Consider the following 24,220-nt stretch of genomic DNA (forward strand, 5'->3'; position numbering starts at 1 on the left):
GTATTGGCGTTCTCATTTTACGCAAGTGCCATATTCGCTGTGTACCGGGTCTTCGCAGGCTTTGGACGGTGGGCGACGCCCCTTCTCGGGTGCACGTTTCCGGCCTGCGGTATTGGCATTCTCATTTTTTGCAAGTACGTTATCCGTGATGAGCGAGCCAGTACAGACCCCGTCGGGGATCCCGCTCGAGCCGGTGTATGGGCCGACGGACCGGGCGACGGAACCGCCTCCGCCGGGCACATATCCGTTCACGCGCGGGAACTTCGCCACGGGATACCGCGGGAAGACGTGGACGTTCCGGCAGTACTCGGGGTTCGGGACGGCCGAGGAGTCCAATCGGCGTTACCGCTACCTGCTCGACCAGGGCGGAACCGGGCTGTCGGTGGCGCTGGACCTGCCCACGCAATGCGGCTACGACTCCGATGACCCCGAGTACGGCGAAGAGGTCGGCCGGGTCGGCGTCGCGGTCGACACTCTCGCCGACGCGGAGATCCTGTTCGACGGCATCCCGCTGGACAAGATCAGCACCAGCTTCACGATCAACGGCACCGCCGCCATCCTGCTGGCGTTCTACGTCGCCGCCGCAGAGAAGAAGGGGGTGCCGCGGGCCAAGCTCACCGGCACCATCCAGAACGACATCCTCAAGGAGTACGCATCGCGCGGCACGTGGATCTGGCCGCCCGAACCGTCGCTGCGGCTGATCGCCGACACCATCGAGTTCTGCGCGGCCGAGGTGCCCAAGTTCAACGCGATCTCGGTTGCCGGTGCGCACTTCCGCGACGCGGGCGCCAACGCGGTGCAGGAGATGGCGTTCACCCTCGCCGACGGCGTCACCTACTGCGACACCGTCGTTGAACGCGGGCGCATGACGATCGACCAGTTCGCACCGCAGATCTCGTTCTTCTTCTACACCCACGGTGACTTCTTCGAGGAGATCGCCAAGTACCGCGCCGGACGGCGGCGCTGGGCGACGATCGTGCGCGAGCGCTACGGGGCCTCGTCGGACAAGGCGTCGATGTTCCGATTCGGCTGTGTGGCCGGTGGCGCATCGCTGTTCGCGCCGCAGGCCCAGAACAACCTCGTCCGCGTCGCCTATGAAGCGATGGCCGCGGTGCTCGGTGGCGTGCAGTCGATGTTCACCGCGGCGTGGGACGAACCGTTCGCACTGCCCAGCGAGGAATCGGCGACCCTGGCGTTGCGTACGCAGCAGATCCTCGCCTACGAGACCGGCGTGACCAAGGTCGCCGACCCGCTCGGCGGGTCGTACTTCGTCGAGGCGCTCACCGACGCGACGGAGGAGAAGATCATCGAGATCATGCACGATCTCGAAACCCACGGCGGCATGGTCCGTGCGATCGAGGACGGATACCTGCAGGGCCTGATCGCCGACGAGGCGTTCAAGATCCACCAGGAGATCGAATCGGGCGAGCGACCGGTGGTCGGGGTCAACAAGTTCGTCTCCGACGAGCCGCCGCCCGAGATCGCGACCTACGAACTCGATGCCGAGGGCCGCGATCTGCAACTCAAGCGGCTCGCGAAGGTCAAGGCCGAGCGCGACGCCAGCGCGGTCTCCGCATCACTGGCGGCGCTGGCGCGCGCGGCCGAAGGTGACGACAACCTGATGCACAAGCTGGTCGACTGCGCCAACGCCTACTGCACTGTGGGAGAGATGGTTTCGACGTTGAAGTCGGTGTGGGGCGAGTTCCAGCAGCCGGTGGTGTTCTGATGGCGGACTCTTCTACGGCCGGCCCGGTGCGGGTCCTGGTCGCCAAACCCGGCCTTGACGGGCACGATCGCGGCGCCAAGATCGTCGCGCGGACGCTGCGCGACGCGGGCTTCGAGGTGATCTACACCGGAATCCGGCAACGCATCGAAGACATCGTGTCGATCGCCCTGCAGGAAGACGTTGCGCTGGTAGGGCTTTCGATCCTGTCCGGCGCGCACGTGGCTCTCACCACGCGCACGGTCGAGGCGCTGCGCGCGGCCGACGCCGGCGACATCGCGGTCGTCGTCGGTGGCACCATCCCCCAGGGCGATGTGCCCAAGCTCCTGTCCGCGGGCGCGGCTGCGGTGTTCCCCACGGGCACTTCGCTGGACACGCTGGTCGACGAGGTCCGCAAGCTGACATTGAGCGAGCAATGACTCCCTCGCCGCTGAACTCCCGGAGGAAGAACTGACATGCGCCTTGGCGTGATGATCGGGGCCGAACGCGGCGATATGGCGCGCAAGGTCAACAAGCTGGTCTCCGATATCGAGTGGGCCGAATCTGCGGGAATGGATACCGCATGGATGCCGCAGGTGCCCAACGACTTCGACTGTCTGACCATGGTTGCGCTGATGGCCGCGCACACCTCGAAGATCGAGCTCGGCACCGCGGTGGTGCCGCTGCAGGCGCAGCACCCGATCGCGCTCGCGCGTCAGGCGCTGTCGGTGCATGCGGTGGCCGGCGGGCGGCTCGCGCTCGGGGTGGGACCGTCGCACCACTGGATCGTGCGCGACATGCTCGGCATCCCCTATGAGAAGCCGGCCGCGTACACCCGCGACTATCTCGAGGTGCTCAACGCCGCACTCGCCGGCCCCGGTGACGTCGACGTCGAAAACGACACCTTCACGGTGCACAACCCGACGGTCCTCGGCGCGGAGAACCCGCTGCCGGTCCTGGTGGCCGCGCTGGGTCCGGTGATGCTGCAGATCGCCGGCGAGCGCGCCGACGGCACCGTGCTGTGGATGGCCGACGAGAAGGCCATCGGCGAGCACATCGCCCCCAAGATCAACAAGGCTGCCGCCGAGGCAGGCAGGCCCGCTCCCCGCATCGTCGCGGGGATACCGGTGTGCCTGTGCGCGAATTCGGAGATCGAAGCCGCCAAGGACCGGGCGAACCGCATCCTCGCCGAAGCCGAGACGTCACCGAACTACCAGCGACTGCTGGACCGTGGCGACGCCCGCGACGTCGGCGATCTCTGCGCGGCCGGTGACGAGGAAGCGATCCTGGCACGCTTCAAGCGATTCGCCGATGCGGGGGTCACGGACCTGTCGGTCCGGCTGCTGCCGATCGGCGACAACCGCGACGAACTGATCGCGTCGAAGTACCGGACGCGTGAGGTGATCGCGGAATTAGCCAAGCAGGTGCAATGAGCGGCCCGCCGCTGGCCGGCATCCGCATCATCGAAGTCGGAGTCATGCTGGCCGGACCCTACGCCACCATGCTGCTGGCGGACCTCGGCGCGGAGGTCATCAAGGTCGAGCCGCCGGGCGGCGAGATCTCACGGCAGGTCGGGGACAGCTATTTCGCCAGCCTGAACCGCAACAAGAAGAGCGTCGTCCTCGACCTGCGCTCGGAGGACGGCCGACGGCGGCTCGGCGAACTCGTCGCGGATTCCCATGCGCTGCTGGTGAATATGAAGCCGTCAGCGATCAAGAAACTCGGACTGACATACGACTCGCTCAAGCGGTTCAACGAACGCATCGTCTGTGTGGCGCTGACGGGATTCGGGCTCGAGGGCGGCGACGATCCGGCGTTCGACTACGTCATCCAGGCGGCGACCGGCGTCGCGGCCATGACGGGACATCCGGACGAACCGCCGACCTTGCCGGGATACTCCTCGGCCGACAACTCGACCGGGCTGGCCGCGGCGCTGGGGCTGCTGGCGCAGATCGTGTCGGGCCGTGGTGGTCAGGTCGACGTGTCCCTGCGGGATGTGATGTTCTCGCAGCTGAACTACCGCGCATCGGCGTACCTGAACGACGGTGCGGCGCCGTTGCGTTATCCGTTCGGGGCACACTCGTATTACGTTCCGGCGCAACTGTTCGCGACGGCGGACGGCTATCTGGCGCTGTTCATCACCCATGATGGGTTCTGGCGCGCGTTCTCGGACGAAGCAGGTATCGAGGGCTTTCCCACGATGGCCGAACGGTCAGACAAGCGCGACGAGGTGCTGGCGGTCGTGGCCGCGGCGTTGGCCACCGATACCGCCGCGAGTTGGGAGTCCCGGTTGCGTCCCTTGGGTATTCCGGTCGCCGCGGTGCGCACATTGCCCGAGGCGTTGGAGCAGACGCCCGAGGTGATCGTGCAGGCGGGTGATTTCCGGTTGGTGCGCAGTCCGATTCAGATCGTGGGCTATGAACCGGAGTACCGGCCGGCACCCCGCGTCGACGAGCACGGCGACCTTGCGGTTCAGTCGTCGTAGGTCACGCAGATCGTGTCGGTGTCCGGGATCGCTTGGCAGGTGAGGATGTATCCCTCGTCGACCTCGTCCTCGTCGAGAGCGTCGTTGACCCGCATGGTGGCGCGGCCCTCGGTGAGCTTGCCCATGCAGGTGCCGCAGTTGCCGGCTTCGCACGAGAATGGCGGTGACAAGCCGGCCCGCCTGGCGCTCTCCAACAGCGTCTCGTCGGCGACGCGGGTGACCGACACCTTCTTGCGGTCGAGCACGATCGTCACCTGTCCGCCCTGTGCCGGCTGGTCAGGTATCGGATCGGCCGTCATCAACAACTCTCCTGGCACATCGGTTCTAACTGGACGAGAATATCATTCTCGTTAAATGATACGCTATTCTCAAAGCGAAATCCGACCCCCGGGGCACTAGCTAGTGAGGACAGGGTGTGAGTGAGGCGATCGCGCTCGCCTTCGAGCAGCGTGAATACACGCTGTCGCAGCTCGACGCGCTGAGTGCCGGGATGGCCGCAACCCTGAAATCCCGCGGCGTTCGCGCCGGCGACCGAGTCGCGTTGATGTCGTCCAATCGCCCCGAATTCGTCGTCGCGCTGCGCGCCGTATGGCAGTTGGGGGCCGCGGCGGTCCTACTCAGCCCCGCGTGGAGGCGCGCGGAGATCGAACATGCGCTGGCGCTGACCCGGCCGGCGCACGCGGTCGGCGATCATCCCCTGCTGGCCGAGATCATGCCGATGCTCTCGCTCGACGATCCGATAGAACCCGAGCAGCGGGAGGTCACCGCACCCGATCCCCAGGCCGACGCCCTGTTCGTGTTCAGTTCCGGCACCACCGGTATGCCGAAGGCGGTTCGGCACACCCATGCGGCGTTCGCCGTCGCGGTGCGGCACTGGCGCGATGCGCTGCAGCTGTCGTCGTCGGACCGCATGCAGATCATGACCCCGCCGTCACACATCCTGGGCCTGCTCAACATCGTGATGGCGCTCGACACGGGGACCTGGATCCGGCTGCACCGGCGCTTCGACATCGACACCATGTTGCGGCATATCGAAAGCGACCGGCTCACCATCGAGATGGCCGTGGCGCCAATCGCTTTGGCGCTGGCGGCCCATCCGGATCTGGAGTCCCACGACCTATCGTCGCTGCGCTACATCATGTGGTGCGCGACGCCGGTCACCGAGAGCGTCGCACAGGCCGTCACCGCCAGGACCGGGGTGAAGTGGGTGACCGCGTACGGCGCCAGCGAGTTGCCGGTGATCTCGTGTAACGAGCTCGACGGCCGCCACCTCGACACCGTTGGCCGGCCCGTGCCCGGTGCGCGCGTACGCGTGGTGTCCCTGGACACCGGTGCGGTCCTGGACTCGGGCGAGCCCGGCGAGATCGAGGTGCAGTCGGATTCGGTGATGGCGGGCTACCTGCCGGAGTCGGCGACCGCGGCAGCCTTCCACGACGGGTGGTACCGCACCGGTGACGTCGGCTATCTGGACGACGACGGTTGGCTGCGGATCACCGACCGGTCGAAGGAGATGATCAAGGTGCGCGGCTTTCAGGTTGCGCCCGCCGAGGTCGAGGCCGTGTTGCACGGGCATCCCGCGGTCGACGACTGCGCGGTGTTCGGGGTGCCCGACGCGGCCAACGGCGAGGCGATCGTCGCGGCCGTGAAGACGAATACCCCTGTGCCGGAGTACGAATTGGCGTCGTGGGTGGGGGAGCGGCTGGCGTCGTACAAGCGGCCCAGCCGGGTGGTCGTCGTGCCCGAGATCCCGCGGTTGCCTTCCGGGAAGGTTCTGCGTCGAGTGTTGAAGGAGCGTCTGTGGACGTCCGTCTGACAAGTGAACAACAACAGTTGAGGGCCGCGGCGGCGAGCTTGGCCGACGACCTCGGTCCGGGGTCGGTCGCCGACCTCGAGGATGCCAGCAGGGTCGCCAGACTGGAGAAGGCCGTGGACGCCACGGGCTTTCGCACGCTTCGCTCGGACGGGGCGTCGGGTGTCGAGGTCGCGATCGTGGCCGAGGAGTTCGCGCGAAGGCTCGTCGACGTGCCGTTCATCGGGCCCTTGCTGGCCGACGACCTTCGCATGCGAGGCGGCGGTGAGCCGGTTGCGGCAGAGGCGGCGGATTCGATCGACCTGACGAAAAGCCTTGCCGGCGTGGTTGAGTCACCCGCCGAACTCGACAGCCTCTCGGATGAGGATGCCGGCCGATGGCGGGCGCTGGCGCTGACGGTCACGTGCGCCGACCTGGTCGGGGCGGCCAGGGGAGCCCAGGATCTGGCCGTCGAGTACGCCAAGGTGCGTGAGCAGTACGGTTCGACGATCGGGTCGTACCAGGCGGTCGGTCACCTGCTGGCCGAGAGCCTGGCACTGATCGAGGGTTCGATCAGCGTGTTGCGGCATGCCGCATGGGCGGTCGACGAACTCCCGGCCGCCGAGGCCGTCGAGGCGGCCCGGGTTGCCAAGATCTACTGTGCGCGAGCGGCGTTGACCGTCTGCGAGACCTCGATCCAGGTGCACGGCGGTATCGGCAACACGTGGGAGTGCTTGGCCCACGTCTACCTGCGCCGGGTGCTGTCCGCCACCGAGGCGTGGCCCGTGAAGTTGGAGGAGTTGTCCATTGGACTTTCGTGACTCACCGGAGGAAGCCGCGTTCCGCGACCGTCTGCGCGGCTGGCTGAGCGAGCAGAAGGGCAAGTTCCCGACGTCGGGCGACGAGTACTGGGCCGCCCAGGGTGCGTGGCACCAGGCGCTGTATGAGGCCGGGTTCTTCGGCACCTCGTGGCCGAAAGAGTATGGCGGACAGGATCTGCCTCCGGTCTACGACGTCATCGTCGACGAGGAGATCGCCAAGGCCGGTGCGCCGGCGCGGCCGAGCCTCGGTTACCTGGTGGTGGGGCTGTCGCATCACGGAAGCGAGGAGCTTCGCCAACGGTTCCTGCCGGGAATGATCAACGGCACCGAGCGGTGGTGCCAGGGCTTCTCCGAGCCTGGCGCCGGCTCAGACCTGGCGTCGCTGACCACGACGGCAACCAGAGAGGGTGACGAGTACATCATCCATGGTCACAAGATCTGGACCAGCTATTCCGATGTGGCCGACTGGTGTCTGTTGCTGGCTCGTACGGACAAGGATGTGCCCAAGCACAAGGGCATTTCGGCGTTCATCGTGCCGATGCATCAACCGGGGATCGAACAGCGGCCGCTGAAGATGATCAGCGGCGTCACCAAGGAGTTCGGCCAGGTGCTGTTCGACGGGGCCCGGGTGCCCGCGGAGAACATGGTCGGCGCGCCGGGTGAGGGCTGGAAGTTGGCGATGACCGTCGTCAGCCACGAGCGCGAGCCGTCGACGCTCGGGTTCTCGGCCCGCTACGGAAAGCTGGTGCGGCAGTTGGCCTCACGGGTGGACGGCTCGGCTCCCGAGGAGCTGGCGTGGGCGTGGGTGCAGACCGAGATGCTGCGGTTGCACGTGCGCAGGAGGTTGTCCGAACAGCTCGACGGGATGACGCACGGGCCGCAGGGCTCGTTGGACAAGCTGTTGATGACGTGGACCGAGCAGTCCGTCGGTCACGCCGCGCTGGCCACCGTCGGCACCGGCGATCCCGAATTGTTCGGCGCCTACATGTACAGCCGCGCGCAGAGCGTGATGGGCGGTACCTCGCAGATTCAGAAGAACATCATCGCTTCGCGCATTCTCGGATTAGGAGTTTGAGTTGTACGACCTACCACCGGAGATCGACGTCCAGGCCGACGGCGCATTGCGCATCATCACGCTGAACCGGCCGGAATCCTTGAATTCGGTCAACGACGACCTGCATTGCGGGCTCGCCTGGCTGTGGCCGCGGCTCGCCGAGGACCGGGAGGCTCGCGCGGCGGTGATCACCGGTGCGGGACGGGCCTTTTCGGCCGGCGGCGACTTCGGCTATCTCGAGGAGCTGCGTCAGGACGCCGACCTACGCGCCAAGACGATCCTGCACGGCCGCGAGATCGTGCTGGGCATGGCGCGCTGCCGGATTCCGGTGGTGGCCGCCGTCAACGGTCCGGCGATGGGCCTGGGCTGCAGCCTGGTGGCCTTGTCCGACATCGTTTACATCAAAGATGATGCCTACCTTGCCGATCCACACGTTCAGGTCGGGTTGGTCGCCGCCGACGGTGGACCGCTGGTGTGGCCGCTGGAGATGAGCTTGCTGCACGCCAAGGAATACGCGCTGACCGGTGCGCGGATTTCGGCCCAGCGCGCCGCCGAGCTGGGGTTGGCGAACCACGTCGTCGAAGATCCGCTGAGCGAGGCGATCGCCTGCGCGAAGAAGATCATGGAGCTGCCGCGCCAGGCGGTCGAAAGTACCAAGCGGCTGTTGAACATTCACCTCGAGCGCTCCGTGCTGGCGGTGCTCGACTACGCCAACACCGCGGAGGAGCAGTCCTTCAAGACCGACGATTTCCGCGAGATCGTCAACCGGCTGAACGCCAAGAAGAAGTAGCGCACACTCAGTTTGGCGCGAGCGTGCGTGTCTGCTGCGCGACACGCCGCTCGCGCGCGCCGCTATGCGCACGCTCATGCGCGTGCGAGTGTGCGCAACCTGTCGAACCCGACCGGTATACGAAACGCACGGCCTCGTATGGCCCGTGCTGAGCACACGTGCCAGATGCAGACGCGCACCGTCGCGATGGCGCGATGGTGCGCAAACTGCTGAAATTGCGCGGCGTGTCGTGTGCAAACACGCACGCTCGCGGGACAGGGAATTACTTGGGCGGGAAGCGTAGAGCTCCGTCGAGGCGGATGATTTCGCCGTTGAGATAGTCGTTTTCGACGATGCTCTGCGCCAACTGCGCGTACTCCGTCGACCGGCCCATCCGCTTGGGGAACGGCACCTGCGGGCCCCAGTACTGCTCGAGTTGGTCGGCGGCCTGTCCATACGCCGGGGTGTTGATGGTGCCGGGCGCGATGGTGACCACGCGGATGCCGAGCGGCGAGAGGTCGCGGGCCGCATTCAGCGTCATCCCGATCACGCCGCCCTTGGCCGCGGCATACGGCAGCTGACCGATCTGACCCTCGTAACCGGCGATCGACGCGGTATTGATGATCACGCCGCGGGCGCCCTCGTCGAGCGGCTCGGACTTCGCGATCTCGGCGGCCGCCAGCCGCATCACGTTGAAGACCGCGGTCAAGTAGAACTCGATCGTCGTCTTGAAACCGTCGAGGTCCAGCGGGGAGCCGTCCTTGCCGATGAGCCGGCCGCCGCTGGCCGGGCCGCCGTGGGTATCCACCGAGATGCGCAGCGGAGCAAGCGCCGCGGCCTCGGCGATCGCCGCGTTGACGGAGTCCTCCGACGTCGCGTCGGTGCGGACGTAGCGCACGCCGAGCTCGCTTTCCAGCTTCTTGCCCTTGTCGTCGGCCATGTCCGCGACGACGACCTTGGCTCCGGCCCCGTGCAGACGCCGGACCGTCGCCTCGCCGAGGCCGCCGGCGCCGCCGACCACGATTGCCGAGCTACCCGCAATCTGCATATGGTTCCCCTTCTTGCAACTAGCACTCTCGGCTTGAGAGAATAACATTCTCATACGTCGAGACGGAGATACCCATGCCCGAAGCCGTGATCGTTTCTGCCCTGCGCACCCCCATCGGCACCGCGATGAAGGGCACGTTGCGAGACACCGACGCCTACGAGATGGCCGAGCATGTGATCGGCGCGGCCGCCGGTGAGGTGAACGGCCTGGCGATCGACGACGTGATCCTCGGCGAGGGGCTCTACGGCGGCGGGGTGATCGCTCGCCACGCCGCGATCACCGCGGGCCTCACCTCGGTGCCCGGGCTGTCGAACAACCGGCACTGCGCTGCGGGGCAGGCCGCGGTCCAGAGCGCCGCCGCCTGCATTCGCGCGGGCATGGATCAAGTGGTGATCGCCGGTGGCGTCAATTCCGCCTCGACCACGCCCCGCTTCACCCGCCGCGCCAGCAGCGCGAAAGACGCCGCGATGCTCGACTGGTTTCCCCCGACGCACCCCGACCGCGCCGACGCACCGAACATGGACATGTCGATCACCGTCGGCTGGAACGCCGCCGTGCGCGCGGGCGTGAGCCGCGAGGAGATGGACGAGTGGGCGCTGGGCTCGCACCGCAAGGCGATCCGGGCGATCGACGAGGGCCGCTTCAAGGACGAGATCGTCCCGATCGAGACGCCCTACGGGCAGTTCGACACCGACGAGCATCCCCGTCGCGACACCAGCATCGAGAAGCTCGCCGCGCTCAAGCCGCTGCATCCCGAGATCGAAGGCTTCTCCATCACTGCAGGCAACGCCTGCGGAGCCAACGACGGGGCCGCCGTGCTGACGTTGGCCAGCGACCGGCTCGGGCTGCCCTCGCTGGGCACCGTCAAGGCGTGGGCGTCGGTCGGTGTCGATCCCGCCTTCACCGGGCTGGCACCCGTCGAAGCGATCCCGAAAGCCCTCAAGCGCGCCGGCATTTCGCTCGCCGACGTCGACCTGTTCGAGATCAACGAGGCGTTCGCGGCGATGTGCGTGGCGACCGTCAAACTGCTCGACATCGACCCCGACCGCGTCAATGTCAGTGGAAGCGGCTGCTCGCTGGGGCATCCGGTGGCGGCCACCGGCGCGCGCATGCTCGTCACGCTCGTTCACGAATTGCGCAGGCGCGGCGGCGGAATCGGCGTCGCCGCGATGTGCGCGGGCGGCGGCATGGGATCGGCCACGGTCATCGAGGTGGCCTGAGCCGCCCGGCGGCGACACCAAGCAGGCGATCCGTAGACTGCCATAACGATGACCAGCTCAGACCGTCTTGCGGAACTCATCGAGGCGGCGCGCAACGGATCGGCCCGCGCGACCGGCCGATTGCTCAGCATCGTCGAAAGCCCCCGGCGCAGCGAACTTCTCGACACGCTCGGACCCGTCGACACGCCGCGAGTCGTGGGAGTGACCGGGCCGCCGGGCGCGGGGAAATCGACGACGGTCGGTGCGCTCGTCGGCGCGTACCGGGAGCGGGGCGAGCGGGTCGCGGTGTTGGCGGTCGACCCATCGTCGCCCTACAGCGGGGGAGCGCTGCTCGGCGACCGGATCCGGATGGCCGCCCACATCAACGATCCCGACGTGCTGATCCGGTCCGTCGCGGCGCGCGGGCATCTCGGCGGGTTGGCCGCGGCGGTACCCGCGGCAATCCGTGTTCTGGCGGCGCTGTCCTACGGGCTGGTGGTGCTGGAGACCGTCGGGGTCGGACAGTCGGAGATCGAGATCGCCGCGGTCGCCGATCCAACCGTCGTCATCCTCAATCCCGGCGCAGGCGACGCCGTGCAGGCGGCCAAGGCCGGGTTACTGGAAGTGGCCGACATCGTGGTGGTGAACAAGGCCGACCGCGAGGGCGCCGACCAGACCGTGCGCGACCTTCGTGCGGAGACCATGGCGCCGGTGCTGAAACTGGTTGCAGCCCAAGGCGACGGCCTGCCCGAACTCGTCGACGCGATCGAAATGCATCACCGTTCCGACAGTCCGGAACGACGCGCCGCGCGGGCCAGGGCGCAGATCTTGTCGCTGGCGCAGACGCTGCTGCGCACGCATCCGGAACTGGACCGGTTGGCCGCAGCCGTCGCCGACGGCGACGACGACCCCTATACCGCCGCCGAGCGCCTCTTCGTCGTACGGGGGGGGCCCTGAGCCCGCTCCGGTAGGTCGAGCAACCGGCGGGACATCCGAATCAACTGAGTGCGAAGCGTTTCGGCGTCGATATCGGAAACCAGTGGGTGCATCACGGCCACGCTGATCGCACTCGACAGCACCGCGGCGTGCAGTCGGGCCTCCGGACCGGCATGGGTGCCCAGCAGCGCGGCATACAGGCGTTCGATGAATCGCTGGAACGGCTCATGTTCGGCCTGCAGCCGAAGGATCACCGGATCGAACTGCAGCGCACTGACGACTCCGCGCCGTTCGACGGCCTGGTCGATCATCCGGTCGAGCAAGATCTCCCGAGATTTGACACCGTGGCCGGCCGCCTCGGCGACTTCGAGCGCGTCCTCGAGACGGCCCATCTCCCGTTCGGTGATCGCGATGACGATCTCTTCCTTCGTCTTGAACTGGCGGTACACCGCCGCCTTGGTCACCCCGATGGAATCGGCGATCATCTGCAGGGAGGTACCGCTGACCCCGTGTTCGGCGATCAATGCCAGCGCTGCGTCCAAGACCCTCGTCTGCGCAGCGGTGCGGGTGATCGCACTGAATCTCTGCTCTGCCGTGGCCATGACGTCGAGGGTAGCCCAGCATTGACCGCCTGGTTGCCGATCGGCTACCGTTCGAGTAGCCGATCGGCAACTAGCCTTGGAGCGCACATGAGACGAACTGATGGTGAGTTGATCATGCTGTGGGTCTTGCCCGCGATGGTGATCATCTGGGCGTCCGCGTTCTTCCTGTTTCCCGGTTTCCTGCATCCGATGTCGCCGACCATGTCCGCGGAGGAGGTCGCGGCTTTCTACCGCGACGAGACGGCCCGAATTCGGTACAGCATGATTCTGTTCAACTGGTTCGGGGTCGGTTTGATCCCGACGGTGATCCTGCTGGCGATGCAAGTGCGCAAGATGGCACACCGCACGCCGATCCTGACCTACTGCCTGATCGCCTGCGCGGGCGGTCCGCCGACGCTGTTCTTGATCGCGAACATGTTCTGGCTTCTGGGGTCCTTCCGGCCCGAACGTTCTCCCGAACTCACCCAACTGCTCAACGATCTGGCCTGGGTCACCTTCACGGTGCTGGTGCCCTATCTGATCGCCCAATGCCTGGTGCTGGCCCTGGCGATCTACTGGGATCGCCGAGACCAGCCGGTCTTCCGGCCGTGGGTGGCGCACTTCAATCTGCTCATCGCCGTCGCGCTGATGCCGGCGGCATTCGGGGCGGTGACCTTCGAGGGCCCGTTGGCGTGGGACGGCGTGCTGTCCTTCTGGGTCAAGAACATCGCGATCGCCGTCTGGATCGTGGTGATGGGAGTTGTTCTCGCCCAGAACATCCGCCGCCAACGCGCAGAAGTCGCGGTCCCCGCATGAGCGCGCTCAGCGCAGAGACGGTAGCGGCGCCCGATCCGCCCAACGATTCACGGCTGGGTCGCCTGGTGTGGAACTTCCGCTACCACCCCAAGCGTGAGCTGTGGTTCGCGTGGTGGGTGATGGTGATCTTCTACCAGTTGTACGGCGTGCTGTTCTTCCTCGTGACGCGGGTGCAACCGCCGCCGAGCCCCGACTGGGACACGCCGTTTGTGGTGCAGTGGTTCGCCGACCGCCATCTCGGCCTGCTCACCGGATTCGGCGTCGTATTCCTGATTTCGGGCATGTGCGCGCCGATGAACGCCCTACTCGCATACTCGATGTGGCGGATGTCGGTGAGTCGCGTCTTCGCCTATTCCTACCTGATCATGTACTCGCTCGCCGCCCTGCCCGGCATGCTGGTGATGGCCATCGCGATGACCGTCGGCGCGCTCCGCCCTGATCGCGATCCCGAATTGATCCTGTGGATGTATGACTTCGCGTTCCTGTCGTTCAGCGGAACGATGGGGGTGTTCCTGGTCGGCTCAGTGGTCTGGCTGGTGGCGATCCTGCTCGACAAGAACAACGTGTTCCCGAAATGGTTCGCGTATCTGGGGCTGTGCAACGCGCTGACCGAAGTCGTCGTCGCACCCGCCTGGATCTTTCAACGCGGCGCATTCGCGTGGAACGGTGCGATCGCGTGGTGGATCAACATGGTCGTGTTCATCCTCTACACCGCGGCGTTCATCGTGTTACTGCGAAAGATGATCGAGCGCGAGGATTTCGGCACCGGGCCGCTGCCCGACCCGCCGCCGAAAGGTGTAACCGAACCCTCGGCCTCGGTGGGGGCGGTGCGATGACCGACGTCGTTGGCGCCACGTCGAAACGGCTCGAGGACAAGCCGCAACGCCGTGTACCCGGCCAGCCGGACATGTGGTTGTTCGTGTTGTTCGAGGCCATGCTGTTCACCGGCTACTTCTCGGTCTACCTGGCGCTGCGCACACAGAATGCGGATCTCTTCCTGGCGTCTCAGGCGGATCTCGATCTGCGGATCGGTGTCTTCAACACCATTGTCCTGCTGACGAGTTCGTGGGCGATCGCCAGGTGCGTCCAGGCTTCACGCGGCGGTTCGTACCGCTCGGCGACGACGTACGCGTATGTGACCGTCGGTCTCGGTGTGACGTTCGTGGTCTCGAAGGTGTTCGAATGGATTCTGGAGATCCGACTGGGGAACACGTTCACCAGCGATGAGTTCTTCCAGCATTACTTCTTTCTCACGTCACTGCACTGCATCCACGTGTTGATCGGATTTATCGTGTTGGGTGTGGTCCTCTACCAGTTGCGGAGCCCGGCGCGACGCTCGCAGGAGCTGATCGAGACCGGAGCGACGTACTGGCACACGGTTGACTTCCTGTGGGTGCTGATTTTCGCGATGCTCTACGTGGTGAGGTGATCGGTGACCAACGCTGTGAACAAGAGACTCGTGATCGCCTGGGCGATCCTGACGTTGTTGACGTTGGTCTACGTCTGGATGGATGAAGCGGTCGACCAGAACAGCACGCTGAAGGCCAGCACCGTGGTCACCGTCAGCGCGATCGTCATCGCACTCATCAAGGTGCGCATCATCTTCCGGGAGTTCATGGAGGTGCGCCACGCCCCCGCCTGGCTGTGCCGCCTCACCGACGGGTGGGTGGTCCTCGTCGCGACCTGCCTGTTGAGCAGTTACTTCATCGGAATGGCGGTCGCCTGAACAGCGCTGCACCGACCGGCCCGCGATACCGAGTGCGCGGTTTCATACGCAACACGCCGCGATGGGCGTATCAGGATGCACAGTCGAGCACTGGCCGGCCCTGAACAGGCGAGCAACAGGCGAGCTACACGCGAGCTACACGCGAGCCGAGGCCGCACGTCCGGCGCGGTAACCGAACACCATTGCGAGCCCGATCGTTCCACCGGCACCGCCGTACGCCTTGCCGGTGGCCCCGGCCATCGCGTTGCCCGCGGCGAACAAGCCCGGGATCGCCGATCCGTTGACATGCAGCACCCGGCCGTCGCCGTCGGTGCGGGGACCACCCTTGGTGCCCATCGCGCCGATCGACACCGGCACGGCATAGTAGGGCGGCGTATCGATCGGGCCGAGGGTGCGGCCGGCGGGCGTCGGTGCTTTGTCGTCGCCCCAATAGCCGTCGTAGGCGCTCGAACCGCGCTCGAAATCCGGATCGCGGTCGTGGGCGACGCTGTCGTTCCAGGACTGCAGTGTGCGTGCCAATCCGTCGGGGTCGATGCCGGTCTTCTCGCCGAGCTCGACCAGGTCTTTGGACGGCGAGAACCATTCCGGCGCAGGGCCGTCCGGTTCGATGCCGAGGAAGCCGTACTTCTTCAGATGAAGCGAGTCGAAGACGATCCACGCCGGATCGTTGGCATACCCCAGCTTCGGATCGAGGTAGTGGAACGGCCCCGCCATCGAGTTGTACTCGCCGGCCTCGTTGAGGAACCGCTTACCCGCCCGGTTGACGATGATGCTGCGCGGTCGGGTCCGTTCCAGCCGAACGCTGCGGCTGCGCGGCTGGCCCTGATACGTGTCGCCGGGAAGTTGGACGATCGGCACCCACCAGGCCTCGCCCATGTTGGCCAGATCGGCGCCGTGCGCCATCGCCATCCGCAGGCCGTCACCGGTGTTGTTGGGCGGTGAGACGGGTCCGCGCATCGGTCCCCGCAGGTACGCCTCGACGAGTTGGCGGTCCCACTCGAACCCGCCGGTTCCCAGAATCACGCCTCGACGGGCCCGCACGGTGAAGTCGTTGCCGTCCTGCGAGATTCGCACACCCGTGATGCCGAGCGGATCGGCGAGCAGTTCGACCGCGCGCGCGTTGGTCCGTGGTGTCACACCGAGGTCCAGCAGGCCCTTCAGCAGTCCGGCGATCAGGGCCGTGCCCGCCACGCAGTAGTCACCGGATTCGTCGTCGACCGACGCGTGGATGCGCGCGCGGGTTTCGGCGTCGATGCCGACGTTGCTGAAATCCGCCGGGAACGACGTGATCCGGTCGCGCCACTCACCGAGTCGGCCCAGGTCGAACGGCTTGGCGTTGAGCGAACGCCCACCCGACGGCCGACCACCGGGCAGCTCGGGCTTGTAGTCGGGGAACCCCTCGGCAACTTCGAACCGCAGATCGCTGTGTGCCTCAACGAAATCGAGCATCTCGGGGCCGGTGCGCACGAATGTCTCGACCAGGTTGTCGTCCATGTATCCCAGCGATTGGGCGCGCAGGTAGGCCATCGCGTCCTCGACGGTCAGTTCGCCGTCTGCGGCCCGGTTGTGCGCGGGAATCCAGATGATGCCGCCCGACACCGCCGTCGTACCGCCCACGGTCGCGGCCTTCTCGTAGATCTCCACCGAAGCGCCATTGGCCGCCGCGGCGAGCGCCGAGGTCAAACCGGCCCCGCCGCTACCGAGTACGACCACGTCGACGTCATGATCCCAATCGGTCATGTGCTGCTCCTTCCGGCTGGAGTGCCCTTAGTTGAGGATCGCGGACAACTCGTCGGCCGCCCTGATGACCGCGTCTCGGCCGCGCGTCAGGACGTCCTCGCGATGCGAGATGAGGTTGATACATGTCGGCGGCGCCGGTGGCCGTCGGCGCACCGGGACCGCGAGGCCGTAGGTGTTGGGCTCGATCTCGCCGTGTGTGATCACCCAGCCCTGCTCGCGGGTCAGCGGCACCAGATCACGTTCGTCGGGACGAGGCGGCATGCTTGCCAGCAGCGCGATTCCGGCGGCGCCCCGGTCCAGCGGATAACGGCTGCCCTCATGGAAGGACAGCTGATAGAAGACGTTGGTCGGCACGACGACGGCGATCGCGACCTGCTGATCACCCTCGGCGACAAGAAGGGACACCGTGCTCGCGAGTTCGTCGGCGAGCCCCCGCAAGGTCGGCAGGCTCAGTTGCCGCACGTTGTTGTCGAACGACGCCCCGAGCACCGCCAGCGCCGCCGCCGAGCGGTAGCGACCGTCCTCGCCCTTGGCCAGCAACCGGAACTGCGACAGCGTCGACAACAACCGATAGGCGATGGTCCGGTGCACACCGATGTCGTCGGCGACCTGCTGAGCGGTGAGGCCGGTAGGGGAGCTGGCCACCAGCTGCAAGGCGGCCAAACCCCTTGCCAGCGTCTGCGAGCCCGGCGCCCCGTTGGGTACGACGCTGATCGGCTCCGTCCCCTGCCGGGCTCCGCCCTGCTCGACCCGATGTCGGGCTCCGCCCTGCTCGACCCGATGTCGGGCTCCGCCCTCCGAAGGCATGGCGTCCCTTCCTCGACTTCCCTTGACATCACGCTGTCGCGAGAGTGATGCTCTGACTATAGTGCACGTGGGTGTGCGATAAATGAGCAGAGTGCTTACAAAATACGAGAATTCGATTCTCGCGGTCAAGAGAGGGTAAGCGTGTCTGAGCCGGATTCGCTGGCGGCGTTCGCGGCCGCCGACGGGCGTGCGGAGGTCGCCGAATACGAGAGCGTGTGGAGCGATCTGCAGGGCGTTTCGTTCTCTCAGGGCTACCTCGACGCCGGTGGGACCCGCACCCGATACCTGCACGCCGGTGACTCCGATAAGCCGGTGCTCGTCTTCCTGCACGGCTCCGGTGGGCATGCGGAGGCGTACGTGCGCAACCTGGAGGCGCACGCCGAACACTTCTCGGTCTGGTCGATCGACATGCTCGGCCACGGCTACACCGATAAACCGGGGCATCCGCTCGAAGTCCGCCACTATGTGGACCACCTGCTGGCGTTCCTCGACGCGGTCGGGGCCGACCGCGCCCACATCAGCGGCGAGTCGCTCGGTGGATGGGTCGCCGCTCGATTCGCGGTCGACCACCCCGATCGGTTGGACCGGCTGGTGCTCAACACGGCGGGCGGCTCGCAGGCCGATCCCGAGGTGATGAAGCGGATCATCACGCTGTCCATGGCCGCCGCCGAGAACCCGACGTGGGAAACGGTGCAGGCCCGCATCAAGTGGCTGATGGCCGACAAGACCAAGGATTACGACGACATCGTCGCGAGCAGGCAGCGGGTGTACCGGCAACCCGGGTTCGTCGCGGCGATGCGCGACATCATGGCGTTGCAGGATCCAGACATCCGCGCACGCAACCTCCTCGGGCCCGACGAGTACGGATCGATCACCGCGCCAACCCTGGTGGTGTGGACCAGCGACGATCCCACGGCCGACGTCACCGAGGGGCGACGCATCGTCTCGATGATCCCGGGCGCCCGCTTCGAGGTGATGCCCGGATGCGGTCACTGGCCCCAGTACGAGGACCCCAAGACGTTCAATCGCCTGCACCTGGACTTCCTCTTGGGGCGGCTATGACGACGACCGACGTCGACGTCGCCATCGTCGGCGCAGGACCATCCGGTTTGACGTTGGCCAACATCCTTGGGCTGCACGGGGTTCGGACGCTTATCGTCGAGGAACGCGACACGCTCATCGACTACCCCCGCGGTGTCGGCCTCGACGACGAGGCGCTGCGGACGTTCCAGTCGATCGGCCTGGTCGACCGGGTGCTGCCGCACACCGTGCCCAACCAGATCTTGAGGTTCTTCGACGCCAACCGACGGCTGCTCGCCGAGATGGCACCGCCCGACGCCCGCTTCGGCTGGCCCAAGCGCAACGGCTTCGTGCAACCGATGGTCGACGCCGAATTGTTCGGCGGCCTGGACCGATTCGACAACGTGGAGGTTCGGTTCGGGTGCCGGATGGAGTCGTGCGTCGAGGCCGACGGCGCGGTGACGGTTCAGTTCGCCGGCGGCAAGCCGTCGGTCACGGCCCGATACGTGGTCGGGTGCGACGGCGGCCGCAGTGCCACCCGCCGGTTGATGGGTGTGTCGTTCGACGGCACCACGTCGTCGACGCGCTGGCTGGTGGTCGACGTCGCCAACGATCCGCTCGGCCATCCGAACAGTGAGGTCGGCGCCGACCCGGCGCGGCCCTATGTGTCGATCTCGATCGCCCACGGCATCCGCCGCTTCGAATTCCTGATCCATCCTCACGAGACCGACGAACAGGCCGACGATCCGGCGTTCGTCAGAAAGATGTTGGCGCAACGGGTTCCGTATCCCGAGCAGGTCGATATGATCCGCCACCGGGTATACACCCACCACTCGCGCATCGCGGGTTCGTTCCGCAAGGGCCGGATGCTGCTGGCCGGCGACGCCGCGCATCTGATGCCGGTTTGGCAGGGGCAGGGATACAACAGCGGTATCCGCGACGCGGCCAACCTGGGCTGGAAACTGGCAGCGGTGGTGAGCGGACAGGCCGATGACGCCCTGCTGGACACCTACGACGTCGAGCGCCGCAAACATGCCCGCGCGATGATCGACCTGTCCACCATGGTCGGTCGGGTGATTTCGCCGACGAACCGCAGGGTCGCCGCGTTGCGGGACCGGGTCATTCACGCCGCCTCGGTGGTGCCGTCGCTGAAGCGCTACGTGCTCGAGATGCGCTTCAAGCCGATGCCGCGCTATCAACAGGGTGCGGTGTTCCATTCCGCACCGGGTGCCGGTGCCGCCGCCGCGGTCTCGCCGACGGGCACGCTGTTCATCCAGCCGCGCGTCGACACCCGCACGGAGCAGAACGTGCTTCTCGACGACGTGCTCGGACCGGGATTCGCGGTGCTGTGCTGGAGCAACAACCTGCGAGCGATCCTCGGCGACAACGCGTTTCACCGGTGGAAGGCGTTGGGTGCGGAGTTCATCGAAGCGCGTCCGATGACACAGCTGCGCTGGCCGGGGCACGACGACGACGATGTGGTGGTGGTCGGCGACAGGACCGGCGCGCTCAAGGCGTGGTTCGACACCTACACCGACTCGGTGCTGTTCCTGCGTCCCGACCGCTGCATCGCCGGCGCCTGCATCGCCCAGCGCGCCGCCGAACTCAGTGAATCTCTTTTCGACGTTCTGTGTCTGACCCAGGGAGGAGGCTCCGGTTCTCATGGGCACACTGGCCCTGTGCTGCATGTCGCACAGCCCGCTACTGAACCTTCCGGGACCGTCACGGGAACTCCTTGACGACATCGAGGCGGCGATATCCGAGGCACGTCGGTTTGTCACCGCGTACGCCCCCGAACTCGTCGTGATCTTCTCGCCGGACCACTACAACGGATTCTTCTATCGGACGATGCCGCCGTTCTGCATCGGCACGGCCGCACAGGGTGTCGGTGACTACGGCTCGCACGCCGGGCCGTTGAACGTGCCCGAGGACGTCGCGACCGACTGCGCCCGAGCGGTTCTCGAATCAGGGATCGACGTCGCGATCTCGGCGAGCATGGACGTCGACCACGGGACCGTCCAACCGCTCCAGAGCCTGTTCGGGGATGCGGCGTCGGTGCCGGTGATCCCCGTCTTCATCAACTCGGTGGCCACCCCGCTCGGGCCGGTGCGCCGGGTGCGGGCGCTCGGAGCCGCGCTCGGCACATATCTCGCGACGCTCGACAAGCGTGTCCTCGTCGTGGGATCCGGTGGACTGTCCCACGATCCGCCGGTGCCCACGCTGGCGACCGCGCCGCCGACCGCGCTGGATCGGATCGTGCACGGCGTACCCATGACACCGGAGCAGCGGCAGGCCCGCCAGGTCGCGGTGATGGACGCCGCGCAGGCGTTCGCGCACGGCGAGAGTCCGTTGCAGCCGCTGAATCCGGACTGGGACGCGGCCTTCCTGGAGCTGATCGACAACAACCGGCTCGCCGAGGTGGACGGCTGGTCCAACGACTGGATCGAACGCGAGGCCGGCCATTCCGCGCATGAAGTACGCACGTGGATCGCGGCTTTCGCCGCACTTGCCGCGCACGGTCCCTACCGCACCGAACAGCGGTTCTACCGGGCGGCACCGGAATTGATCGCAGGGTTCGCGATCAGGACGGCGGTTCTGGATGTCTGACAGCAAGTTCGACCACACCGTCGATGTGCTCGTCGTCGGCTCAGGTGGCGGCGGAATGACCGCGGCACTGGCCGCCGACGCGTTCGGCCTGGACACGCTCATCGTCGAGAAGTCGGCGCACTTCGGTGGTTCCACCGCGCTGTCGGGTGGCGGTATCTGGGTGCCCGGCGCACCGGCGCAGCGCAAGGCGGGTTACGTGCCGGATCCCGACGGTGTCGTGGAGTACCTACGCCAGATCACCGGCGGCCTGGTCAGCGACGCGCGTCTGCGCCAGTACGTCGACACCGCTCCAGAGATGATGGAGTTCCTCGAAAAGCGCAGCCCGTGGTTCGAATTCGTGTGGAAGCCCGGCTACGCGGACTACTACCCGGAACTGCCGGGAGGATCCGCGCAGGGCAGCACCATCAACGTACCCGCCATCGACCTGCGCAAGCTCGGCGACGAGGAGCAGCATCTGCTGCAGCCGCTCGCGCTGGCACCCAAGGGTATTTGGTTCGCGCCCAAGGACCTTCGGTTGTTCTACCAGGTCCGCCAGAACTGGCGCGGCAAGGCTGTTCTCGTCAAGCTGATCTGGCGGATGTTCCGTGCGCGCGTCTTCGGGGACCGGATGGCGGCCATCGGCCAATCGCTGGCCGCCCGCATGCGGCTGGCGCTCAAACAACACGACGTCCCGCTGTGGCTCGACTCGCCGATGAGCGAACTGATCACCGATGTCGACGGAGCGGTGATCGGGGCGGTGGTGGAGCGTGACGGCCACCAGCAGCGGATCAGGGCCCAGCAGGGCGTGATCCTGGCCGCGGGCGGATTCGATCACGACATCCAGTGGCGCCGGCAGCACCTACCGCTGCTCGAAAAGGATTGGAGCTTCGGCAATCCGGCGTCCATGGGCGATGCCATCCGGGCAGGGGAGAAGGTGGGCGGATCGACCGATCTGCTCGACGAGGCCTGGTGGTTCCCCGCGATCTGCTGGCCTGATGGGCGGTTGCAGTTCATGCTCAACGAACGCATGATGCCGTCCCAGTTCGTGGTGAACGGTGCGGGTAAGCGGTTCATCAACGAGGCGGCGCCCTACATGGACTTCGCGCACGCGATGATCGAAGGCCACAACAGCGGGGTCACGCACATTCCGTGTTGGCTGATCACCGACATCCGGTCGTTTCACCGGTACGTGGTCGCCGGGCATCTGCCAATTCCGAAGATCCCGTTCGCACCCGTGCCGACCGGCTGGAAGGTGCCCAAGGCGTGGCTGGAATCCGGTGTCGTGCACGAGGGCAGCAGTTTCGAGGAGCTCGCCGGCAAGATCGGCGTCCCGCCGGCCCAGCTGCGCCAGACCGCCGAGCGATTCAACGAACTGGCGCGCAACGGCCACGACGACGACTTCAACCGCGGCGACTCGGCCTACGACAACTACTACGGTGATCCCACGCTGCCGAACCCGAACCTGCACCCGCTGGGTAAGCCGCCCTATTACGCGTTTCAGATCATCCTGGGCGACCTGGGCACCTCCGGGGGGTTGCGCACCGACGAGTACGCCCGGGTGCTGCGCGCCGACGACGGCGTGATCGAGGGCCTCTACGCGGTCGGCAACACGTCGGCCGCGGTGATGGGTCGCAGTTACGCGGGCGCCGGCGCCACCATCGGCCCCGCGATGACCTTCGGTTATGTCGCGGCCAAGCACATCGCCGAGCAGCTGTCCGGTTCTGGAATTCAGACCGGCACTAGTACCGATTCGACACTCGATACACATCGGAAGGTAACGAAATGAAGATCTCGCTGTTCTACGAATTCCCACTGCCGCGGCCGTGGAGCGAAGACGACGAGCACAAGCTTTTCCAGGACGGTCTCGACGAGGTGGAGCTCGCCGACAAGGCCGGCTTCTCGACGGTGTGGCTCACCGAGCACCACTTCCTGGAGGAGTACTGCCACTCCACTGCGCCCGAGATCTTCCTGTCCGCGGCGAGCCAGCGGACCGAAAACATCCGCCTGGGCTTCGGCATCATGCACCTTCCGCCGGTCGTCAACCACCCCGCTCGTGTCGCCGAACGGGTTGCGACCCTGGACCTGATCTCCAACGGGCGCGTGGAGTTCGGCACCGGCGAGTCGTCGTCGGTCGGCGAACTGGGCGGTTTCGGTGTGGACCCCGCCGACAAACGCGCGATGTGGGAAGAGGCGCTGGAGGTTTCGATCCGTTGTATGACCGAGGAGCCGTTCACCGGTTTCAAGGGTGAGCACATCGAGATGCCCCCGCGCAACGTCGTGCCCAAGCCGCTGCAGAAGCCGCACCCGCCCGTCTGGGTGGCGTGCACCCGGCCCGCGTCGGTGGCCATGGCGGCCCAAAAGGGCCTGGGCGCATTGAGTTTCGCCTACACGGGGCCGGGACCGCTGACCGAACGGGTGAACGGCTACTACAAGGAGTTCGAGGAGAACGGCGCGCCCGTCACCCCGCAGATGAACCCGAACATCCTGGCCATCGGTGGTGACTTGTCGATGATGGTGGCGCCCACCGACGAACAGGCCATCGAACGGCTCGGCAAGGGCGGCGGCTTCTTCGCGTTCGGCATCATGCACTACTACATGACCGGTATGCACACCCCCGGCCGGACCGGGGTGTGGAAGCGCCACCTCGAAGAGATCGAGAAGGACCCCAGCATCGTCTACGGGCCCGACCGCGGTCCGATCGGCAGCCCGGAGACGGTGCGCAATTTCCTGCGCGGCTACGAGGAAAGCGGCGTCGACGAGCTGATCCTGCTGCTGACCCCGCGCAGGCACGAAGAGACGATGGAGTCCATCGAACTAATGGGCAAGGAGGTGCTGCCCGAGTTCATCGAACGCGATGAGAAGGCGCGGGCGGCCAAGGCCAAACGACTCGAGCCGATCATCGAGAAGGTCGAAGCGCGACGGCAACCGTCGCAGGCGCCCATCTTCGACGAGAGCTATGCATTCGGCGGACTGCCGACCGGCCGCCAGAACTACACGGCCAACGAGGTGTCGCTGGCGATGGACGAGATGAACGCCGGTATCGAGGCGGCGGCCGCCAAACTCAAGTCGGGAGAAGGGTGGGCGAGCCGCAACCCCGATGCGGACGCCAAGAGTGCGCAGTGACGGGCGCCGGCCAGAGAT

At 66.4% G+C, this 24,220-nt stretch carries 24 protein-coding genes; 19 read left to right on the forward strand and 5 right to left on the reverse strand.

Going from position 1 to position 24,220, the window contains the following annotated elements; genetic code table 11:
- Positions 1–148 precede the first annotated feature (148 nt).
- Genes RMCN_RS00525 through RMCN_RS00540 form a run of 4 tightly spaced genes read left to right on the forward strand, consistent with a single transcriptional unit; the run spans position 149 to position 4,187 of the window.
- Positions 149–1,726, forward strand: a complete 1,578-nt coding sequence (locus tag RMCN_RS00525; protein WP_067386464.1) for a methylmalonyl-CoA mutase family protein — start codon at positions 149–151, stop codon at positions 1,724–1,726.
- Entirely contained in the window at positions 1,726–2,142 is a 417-nt protein-coding gene (locus RMCN_RS00530) for a cobalamin B12-binding domain-containing protein (protein WP_064346491.1), read from the forward strand. The genes RMCN_RS00525 and RMCN_RS00530 overlap by 1 nt, the downstream gene beginning before the upstream one ends.
- A gap of 36 nt (positions 2,143–2,178) precedes the next feature.
- Entirely contained in the window at positions 2,179–3,135 is a 957-nt protein-coding gene (locus RMCN_RS00535) for an LLM class F420-dependent oxidoreductase (protein ID WP_067386466.1), read from the forward strand.
- Positions 3,132–4,187 carry a CaiB/BaiF CoA transferase family protein gene (locus RMCN_RS00540; protein WP_064346493.1) on the forward strand — a complete coding sequence of 352 codons (1,056 nt, stop codon included), beginning with the start codon at positions 3,132–3,134 and terminating at the stop codon, positions 4,185–4,187. The genes RMCN_RS00535 and RMCN_RS00540 overlap by 4 nt, the downstream gene beginning before the upstream one ends.
- On the opposite strand, the gene RMCN_RS00545 is transcribed toward RMCN_RS00540, so the two are convergent.
- Complete coding sequence (locus tag RMCN_RS00545; RefSeq protein WP_064412899.1) at positions 4,175–4,486, reverse strand: 2Fe-2S iron-sulfur cluster-binding protein; 312 nt, start codon at positions 4,484–4,486, stop codon at positions 4,175–4,177. The genes RMCN_RS00540 and RMCN_RS00545 overlap by 13 nt on opposite strands.
- A 116-nt stretch (positions 4,487–4,602) precedes the next feature.
- Between RMCN_RS00545 and RMCN_RS00550 the strand changes: the two genes are divergently transcribed.
- Genes RMCN_RS00550 through RMCN_RS00565 form a run of 4 tightly spaced genes read left to right on the forward strand, consistent with a single transcriptional unit; the run spans position 4,603 to position 8,641 of the window.
- Positions 4,603–6,000: a class I adenylate-forming enzyme family protein gene (locus RMCN_RS00550; protein WP_067386468.1), complete on the forward strand. Its 1,398-nt coding sequence runs from the start codon at positions 4,603–4,605 to the stop codon at positions 5,998–6,000.
- Positions 5,985–6,797, forward strand: a complete 813-nt coding sequence (locus tag RMCN_RS00555; RefSeq protein WP_067386470.1) for an acyl-CoA dehydrogenase family protein — start codon at positions 5,985–5,987, stop codon at positions 6,795–6,797. The genes RMCN_RS00550 and RMCN_RS00555 overlap by 16 nt, the downstream gene beginning before the upstream one ends.
- Positions 6,784–7,872 carry an acyl-CoA dehydrogenase family protein gene (locus RMCN_RS00560; protein WP_067386472.1) on the forward strand — a complete coding sequence of 363 codons (1,089 nt, stop codon included), beginning with the start codon at positions 6,784–6,786 and terminating at the stop codon, positions 7,870–7,872. The genes RMCN_RS00555 and RMCN_RS00560 overlap by 14 nt, the downstream gene beginning before the upstream one ends.
- A 1-nt stretch (position 7,873) precedes the next feature.
- Entirely contained in the window at positions 7,874–8,641 is a 768-nt protein-coding gene (locus tag RMCN_RS00565; protein WP_067386474.1) for an enoyl-CoA hydratase/isomerase family protein, read from the forward strand.
- 262 nt (positions 8,642–8,903) lie between these two features.
- Here RMCN_RS00565 and RMCN_RS00570 read toward each other — a convergent pair whose 3' ends face one another.
- On the reverse strand, positions 8,904–9,668 hold the full coding sequence (locus RMCN_RS00570; protein ID WP_067386475.1) for an SDR family NAD(P)-dependent oxidoreductase: 765 nt from the start codon (positions 9,666–9,668) through the stop codon (positions 8,904–8,906).
- Positions 9,669–9,742: 74 nt separating this feature from the next.
- On the opposite strand from RMCN_RS00570, the gene RMCN_RS00575 reads away from it, so the two are divergent.
- A complete protein-coding gene (locus RMCN_RS00575; protein ID WP_067386477.1) occupies positions 9,743–10,888 on the forward strand; it encodes a thiolase family protein in 1,146 nt (381 codons plus the stop codon).
- Between the two features lie 48 nt (positions 10,889–10,936).
- On the forward strand, positions 10,937–11,824 hold the full coding sequence (gene meaB / locus RMCN_RS00580) for a methylmalonyl Co-A mutase-associated GTPase MeaB (protein WP_067386479.1): 888 nt from the start codon (positions 10,937–10,939) through the stop codon (positions 11,822–11,824).
- On the opposite strand, the gene RMCN_RS00585 is transcribed toward meaB, so the two are convergent.
- A complete protein-coding gene (locus RMCN_RS00585) occupies positions 11,779–12,405 on the reverse strand; it encodes a TetR/AcrR family transcriptional regulator (RefSeq protein WP_067386481.1) in 627 nt (208 codons plus the stop codon). The two genes, meaB and RMCN_RS00585, sit on opposite strands and share 46 nt — an antisense overlap.
- A gap of 87 nt (positions 12,406–12,492) precedes the next feature.
- Between RMCN_RS00585 and RMCN_RS00590 the strand changes: the two genes are divergently transcribed.
- From RMCN_RS00590 to RMCN_RS00605, 4 genes are read left to right on the forward strand one after another with little or no spacing between them, the layout of a single operon-like run.
- Positions 12,493–13,200 (forward strand): hypothetical protein, encoded by a 708-nt coding sequence (locus RMCN_RS00590; RefSeq protein ID WP_064346503.1) that lies wholly within the window; start codon positions 12,493–12,495, stop codon positions 13,198–13,200.
- Entirely contained in the window at positions 13,197–14,036 is an 840-nt protein-coding gene (locus tag RMCN_RS00595; RefSeq protein ID WP_067386484.1) for a hypothetical protein, read from the forward strand. Before RMCN_RS00590 ends, RMCN_RS00595 begins: the two co-directional genes overlap by 4 nt.
- Complete coding sequence (locus tag RMCN_RS00600; protein ID WP_064412907.1) at positions 14,033–14,629, forward strand: cytochrome c oxidase subunit 3; 597 nt, start codon at positions 14,033–14,035, stop codon at positions 14,627–14,629. The genes RMCN_RS00595 and RMCN_RS00600 overlap by 4 nt, the downstream gene beginning before the upstream one ends.
- Before the next feature lie 3 nt (positions 14,630–14,632).
- Complete coding sequence (locus tag RMCN_RS00605) at positions 14,633–14,926, forward strand: cytochrome C oxidase subunit IV family protein (RefSeq protein WP_064346506.1); 294 nt, start codon at positions 14,633–14,635, stop codon at positions 14,924–14,926.
- A gap of 135 nt (positions 14,927–15,061) precedes the next feature.
- Here the strand turns inward: RMCN_RS00605 and RMCN_RS00610 are convergent, their stop codons facing one another.
- Together RMCN_RS00610 and RMCN_RS00615 are read right to left on the reverse strand one after the other, a co-directional pair.
- Complete coding sequence (locus RMCN_RS00610) at positions 15,062–16,666, reverse strand: FAD-dependent oxidoreductase (protein WP_067386486.1); 1,605 nt, start codon at positions 16,664–16,666, stop codon at positions 15,062–15,064.
- 27 nt (positions 16,667–16,693) lie between these two features.
- Complete coding sequence (locus RMCN_RS00615) at positions 16,694–17,473, reverse strand: IclR family transcriptional regulator (protein WP_084377001.1); 780 nt, start codon at positions 17,471–17,473, stop codon at positions 16,694–16,696.
- Positions 17,474–17,614: 141 nt separating this feature from the next.
- Here RMCN_RS00615 and RMCN_RS00620 point away from each other — a divergent pair, with 141 nt between their 5' ends.
- The 5 genes from RMCN_RS00620 to RMCN_RS00640 are packed head-to-tail and all read left to right on the forward strand — an operon-like array spanning position 17,615 to position 24,202.
- Complete coding sequence (locus tag RMCN_RS00620) at positions 17,615–18,535, forward strand: alpha/beta fold hydrolase (protein WP_409366028.1); 921 nt, start codon at positions 17,615–17,617, stop codon at positions 18,533–18,535.
- Positions 18,532–20,232 carry a bifunctional 3-(3-hydroxy-phenyl)propionate/3-hydroxycinnamic acid hydroxylase gene (locus tag RMCN_RS00625; protein ID WP_067386488.1) on the forward strand — a complete coding sequence of 567 codons (1,701 nt, stop codon included), beginning with the start codon at positions 18,532–18,534 and terminating at the stop codon, positions 20,230–20,232. Before RMCN_RS00620 ends, RMCN_RS00625 begins: the two co-directional genes overlap by 4 nt.
- Complete coding sequence (locus tag RMCN_RS00630; protein WP_067386490.1) at positions 20,180–21,100, forward strand: 3-carboxyethylcatechol 2,3-dioxygenase; 921 nt, start codon at positions 20,180–20,182, stop codon at positions 21,098–21,100. The genes RMCN_RS00625 and RMCN_RS00630 overlap by 53 nt, the downstream gene beginning before the upstream one ends.
- Entirely contained in the window at positions 21,093–22,865 is a 1,773-nt protein-coding gene (locus tag RMCN_RS00635; protein ID WP_067386492.1) for an FAD-binding protein, read from the forward strand. The genes RMCN_RS00630 and RMCN_RS00635 overlap by 8 nt, the downstream gene beginning before the upstream one ends.
- On the forward strand, positions 22,862–24,202 hold the full coding sequence (locus RMCN_RS00640; protein ID WP_064412913.1) for an LLM class flavin-dependent oxidoreductase: 1,341 nt from the start codon (positions 22,862–22,864) through the stop codon (positions 24,200–24,202). Before RMCN_RS00635 ends, RMCN_RS00640 begins: the two co-directional genes overlap by 4 nt.
- Positions 24,203–24,220 lie beyond the last annotated feature (18 nt).

The sequence above is a fragment of the Mycolicibacterium novocastrense genome (genome assembly GCF_001570485.1).
GTDB classification, from domain to species: Bacteria; Actinomycetota; Actinomycetes; order Mycobacteriales; family Mycobacteriaceae; genus Mycobacterium; species Mycobacterium novocastrense.

Coding starts and splice junctions, on each gene's coding strand:
- RMCN_RS00615 (WP_084377001.1), bottom strand. CDS start 17,473: ATGCCTTCGGAGGGCGGAGCCCGACATCGGGTCGAGCAGGGCGGAGCC.
- RMCN_RS00610 (WP_067386486.1), bottom strand. CDS start 16,666: ATGACCGATTGGGATCATGACGTCGACGTGGTCGTACTCGGTAGCGGC.
- RMCN_RS00570 (WP_067386475.1), bottom strand. CDS start 9,668: ATGCAGATTGCGGGTAGCTCGGCAATCGTGGTCGGCGGCGCCGGCGGC.
- RMCN_RS00535 (WP_067386466.1), top strand. CDS start 2,179: ATGCGCCTTGGCGTGATGATCGGGGCCGAACGCGGCGATATGGCGCGC.
- RMCN_RS00545 (WP_064412899.1), bottom strand. CDS start 4,486: ATGACGGCCGATCCGATACCTGACCAGCCGGCACAGGGCGGACAGGTG.
- RMCN_RS00635 (WP_067386492.1), top strand. CDS start 21,093: ATGTCTGACAGCAAGTTCGACCACACCGTCGATGTGCTCGTCGTCGGC.
- RMCN_RS00525 (WP_067386464.1), top strand. CDS start 149: ATGAGCGAGCCAGTACAGACCCCGTCGGGGATCCCGCTCGAGCCGGTG.
- RMCN_RS00630 (WP_067386490.1), top strand. CDS start 20,180: ATGTCGCACAGCCCGCTACTGAACCTTCCGGGACCGTCACGGGAACTC.
- RMCN_RS00540 (WP_064346493.1), top strand. CDS start 3,132: ATGAGCGGCCCGCCGCTGGCCGGCATCCGCATCATCGAAGTCGGAGTC.
- RMCN_RS00590 (WP_064346503.1), top strand. CDS start 12,493: ATGAGACGAACTGATGGTGAGTTGATCATGCTGTGGGTCTTGCCCGCG.
- RMCN_RS00595 (WP_067386484.1), top strand. CDS start 13,197: ATGAGCGCGCTCAGCGCAGAGACGGTAGCGGCGCCCGATCCGCCCAAC.
- meaB (WP_067386479.1), top strand. CDS start 10,937: ATGACCAGCTCAGACCGTCTTGCGGAACTCATCGAGGCGGCGCGCAAC.
- RMCN_RS00530 (WP_064346491.1), top strand. CDS start 1,726: ATGGCGGACTCTTCTACGGCCGGCCCGGTGCGGGTCCTGGTCGCCAAA.
- RMCN_RS00625 (WP_067386488.1), top strand. CDS start 18,532: ATGACGACGACCGACGTCGACGTCGCCATCGTCGGCGCAGGACCATCC.
- RMCN_RS00640 (WP_064412913.1), top strand. CDS start 22,862: ATGAAGATCTCGCTGTTCTACGAATTCCCACTGCCGCGGCCGTGGAGC.
- RMCN_RS00600 (WP_064412907.1), top strand. CDS start 14,033: ATGACCGACGTCGTTGGCGCCACGTCGAAACGGCTCGAGGACAAGCCG.
- RMCN_RS00575 (WP_067386477.1), top strand. CDS start 9,743: ATGCCCGAAGCCGTGATCGTTTCTGCCCTGCGCACCCCCATCGGCACC.
- RMCN_RS00585 (WP_067386481.1), bottom strand. CDS start 12,405: ATGGCCACGGCAGAGCAGAGATTCAGTGCGATCACCCGCACCGCTGCG.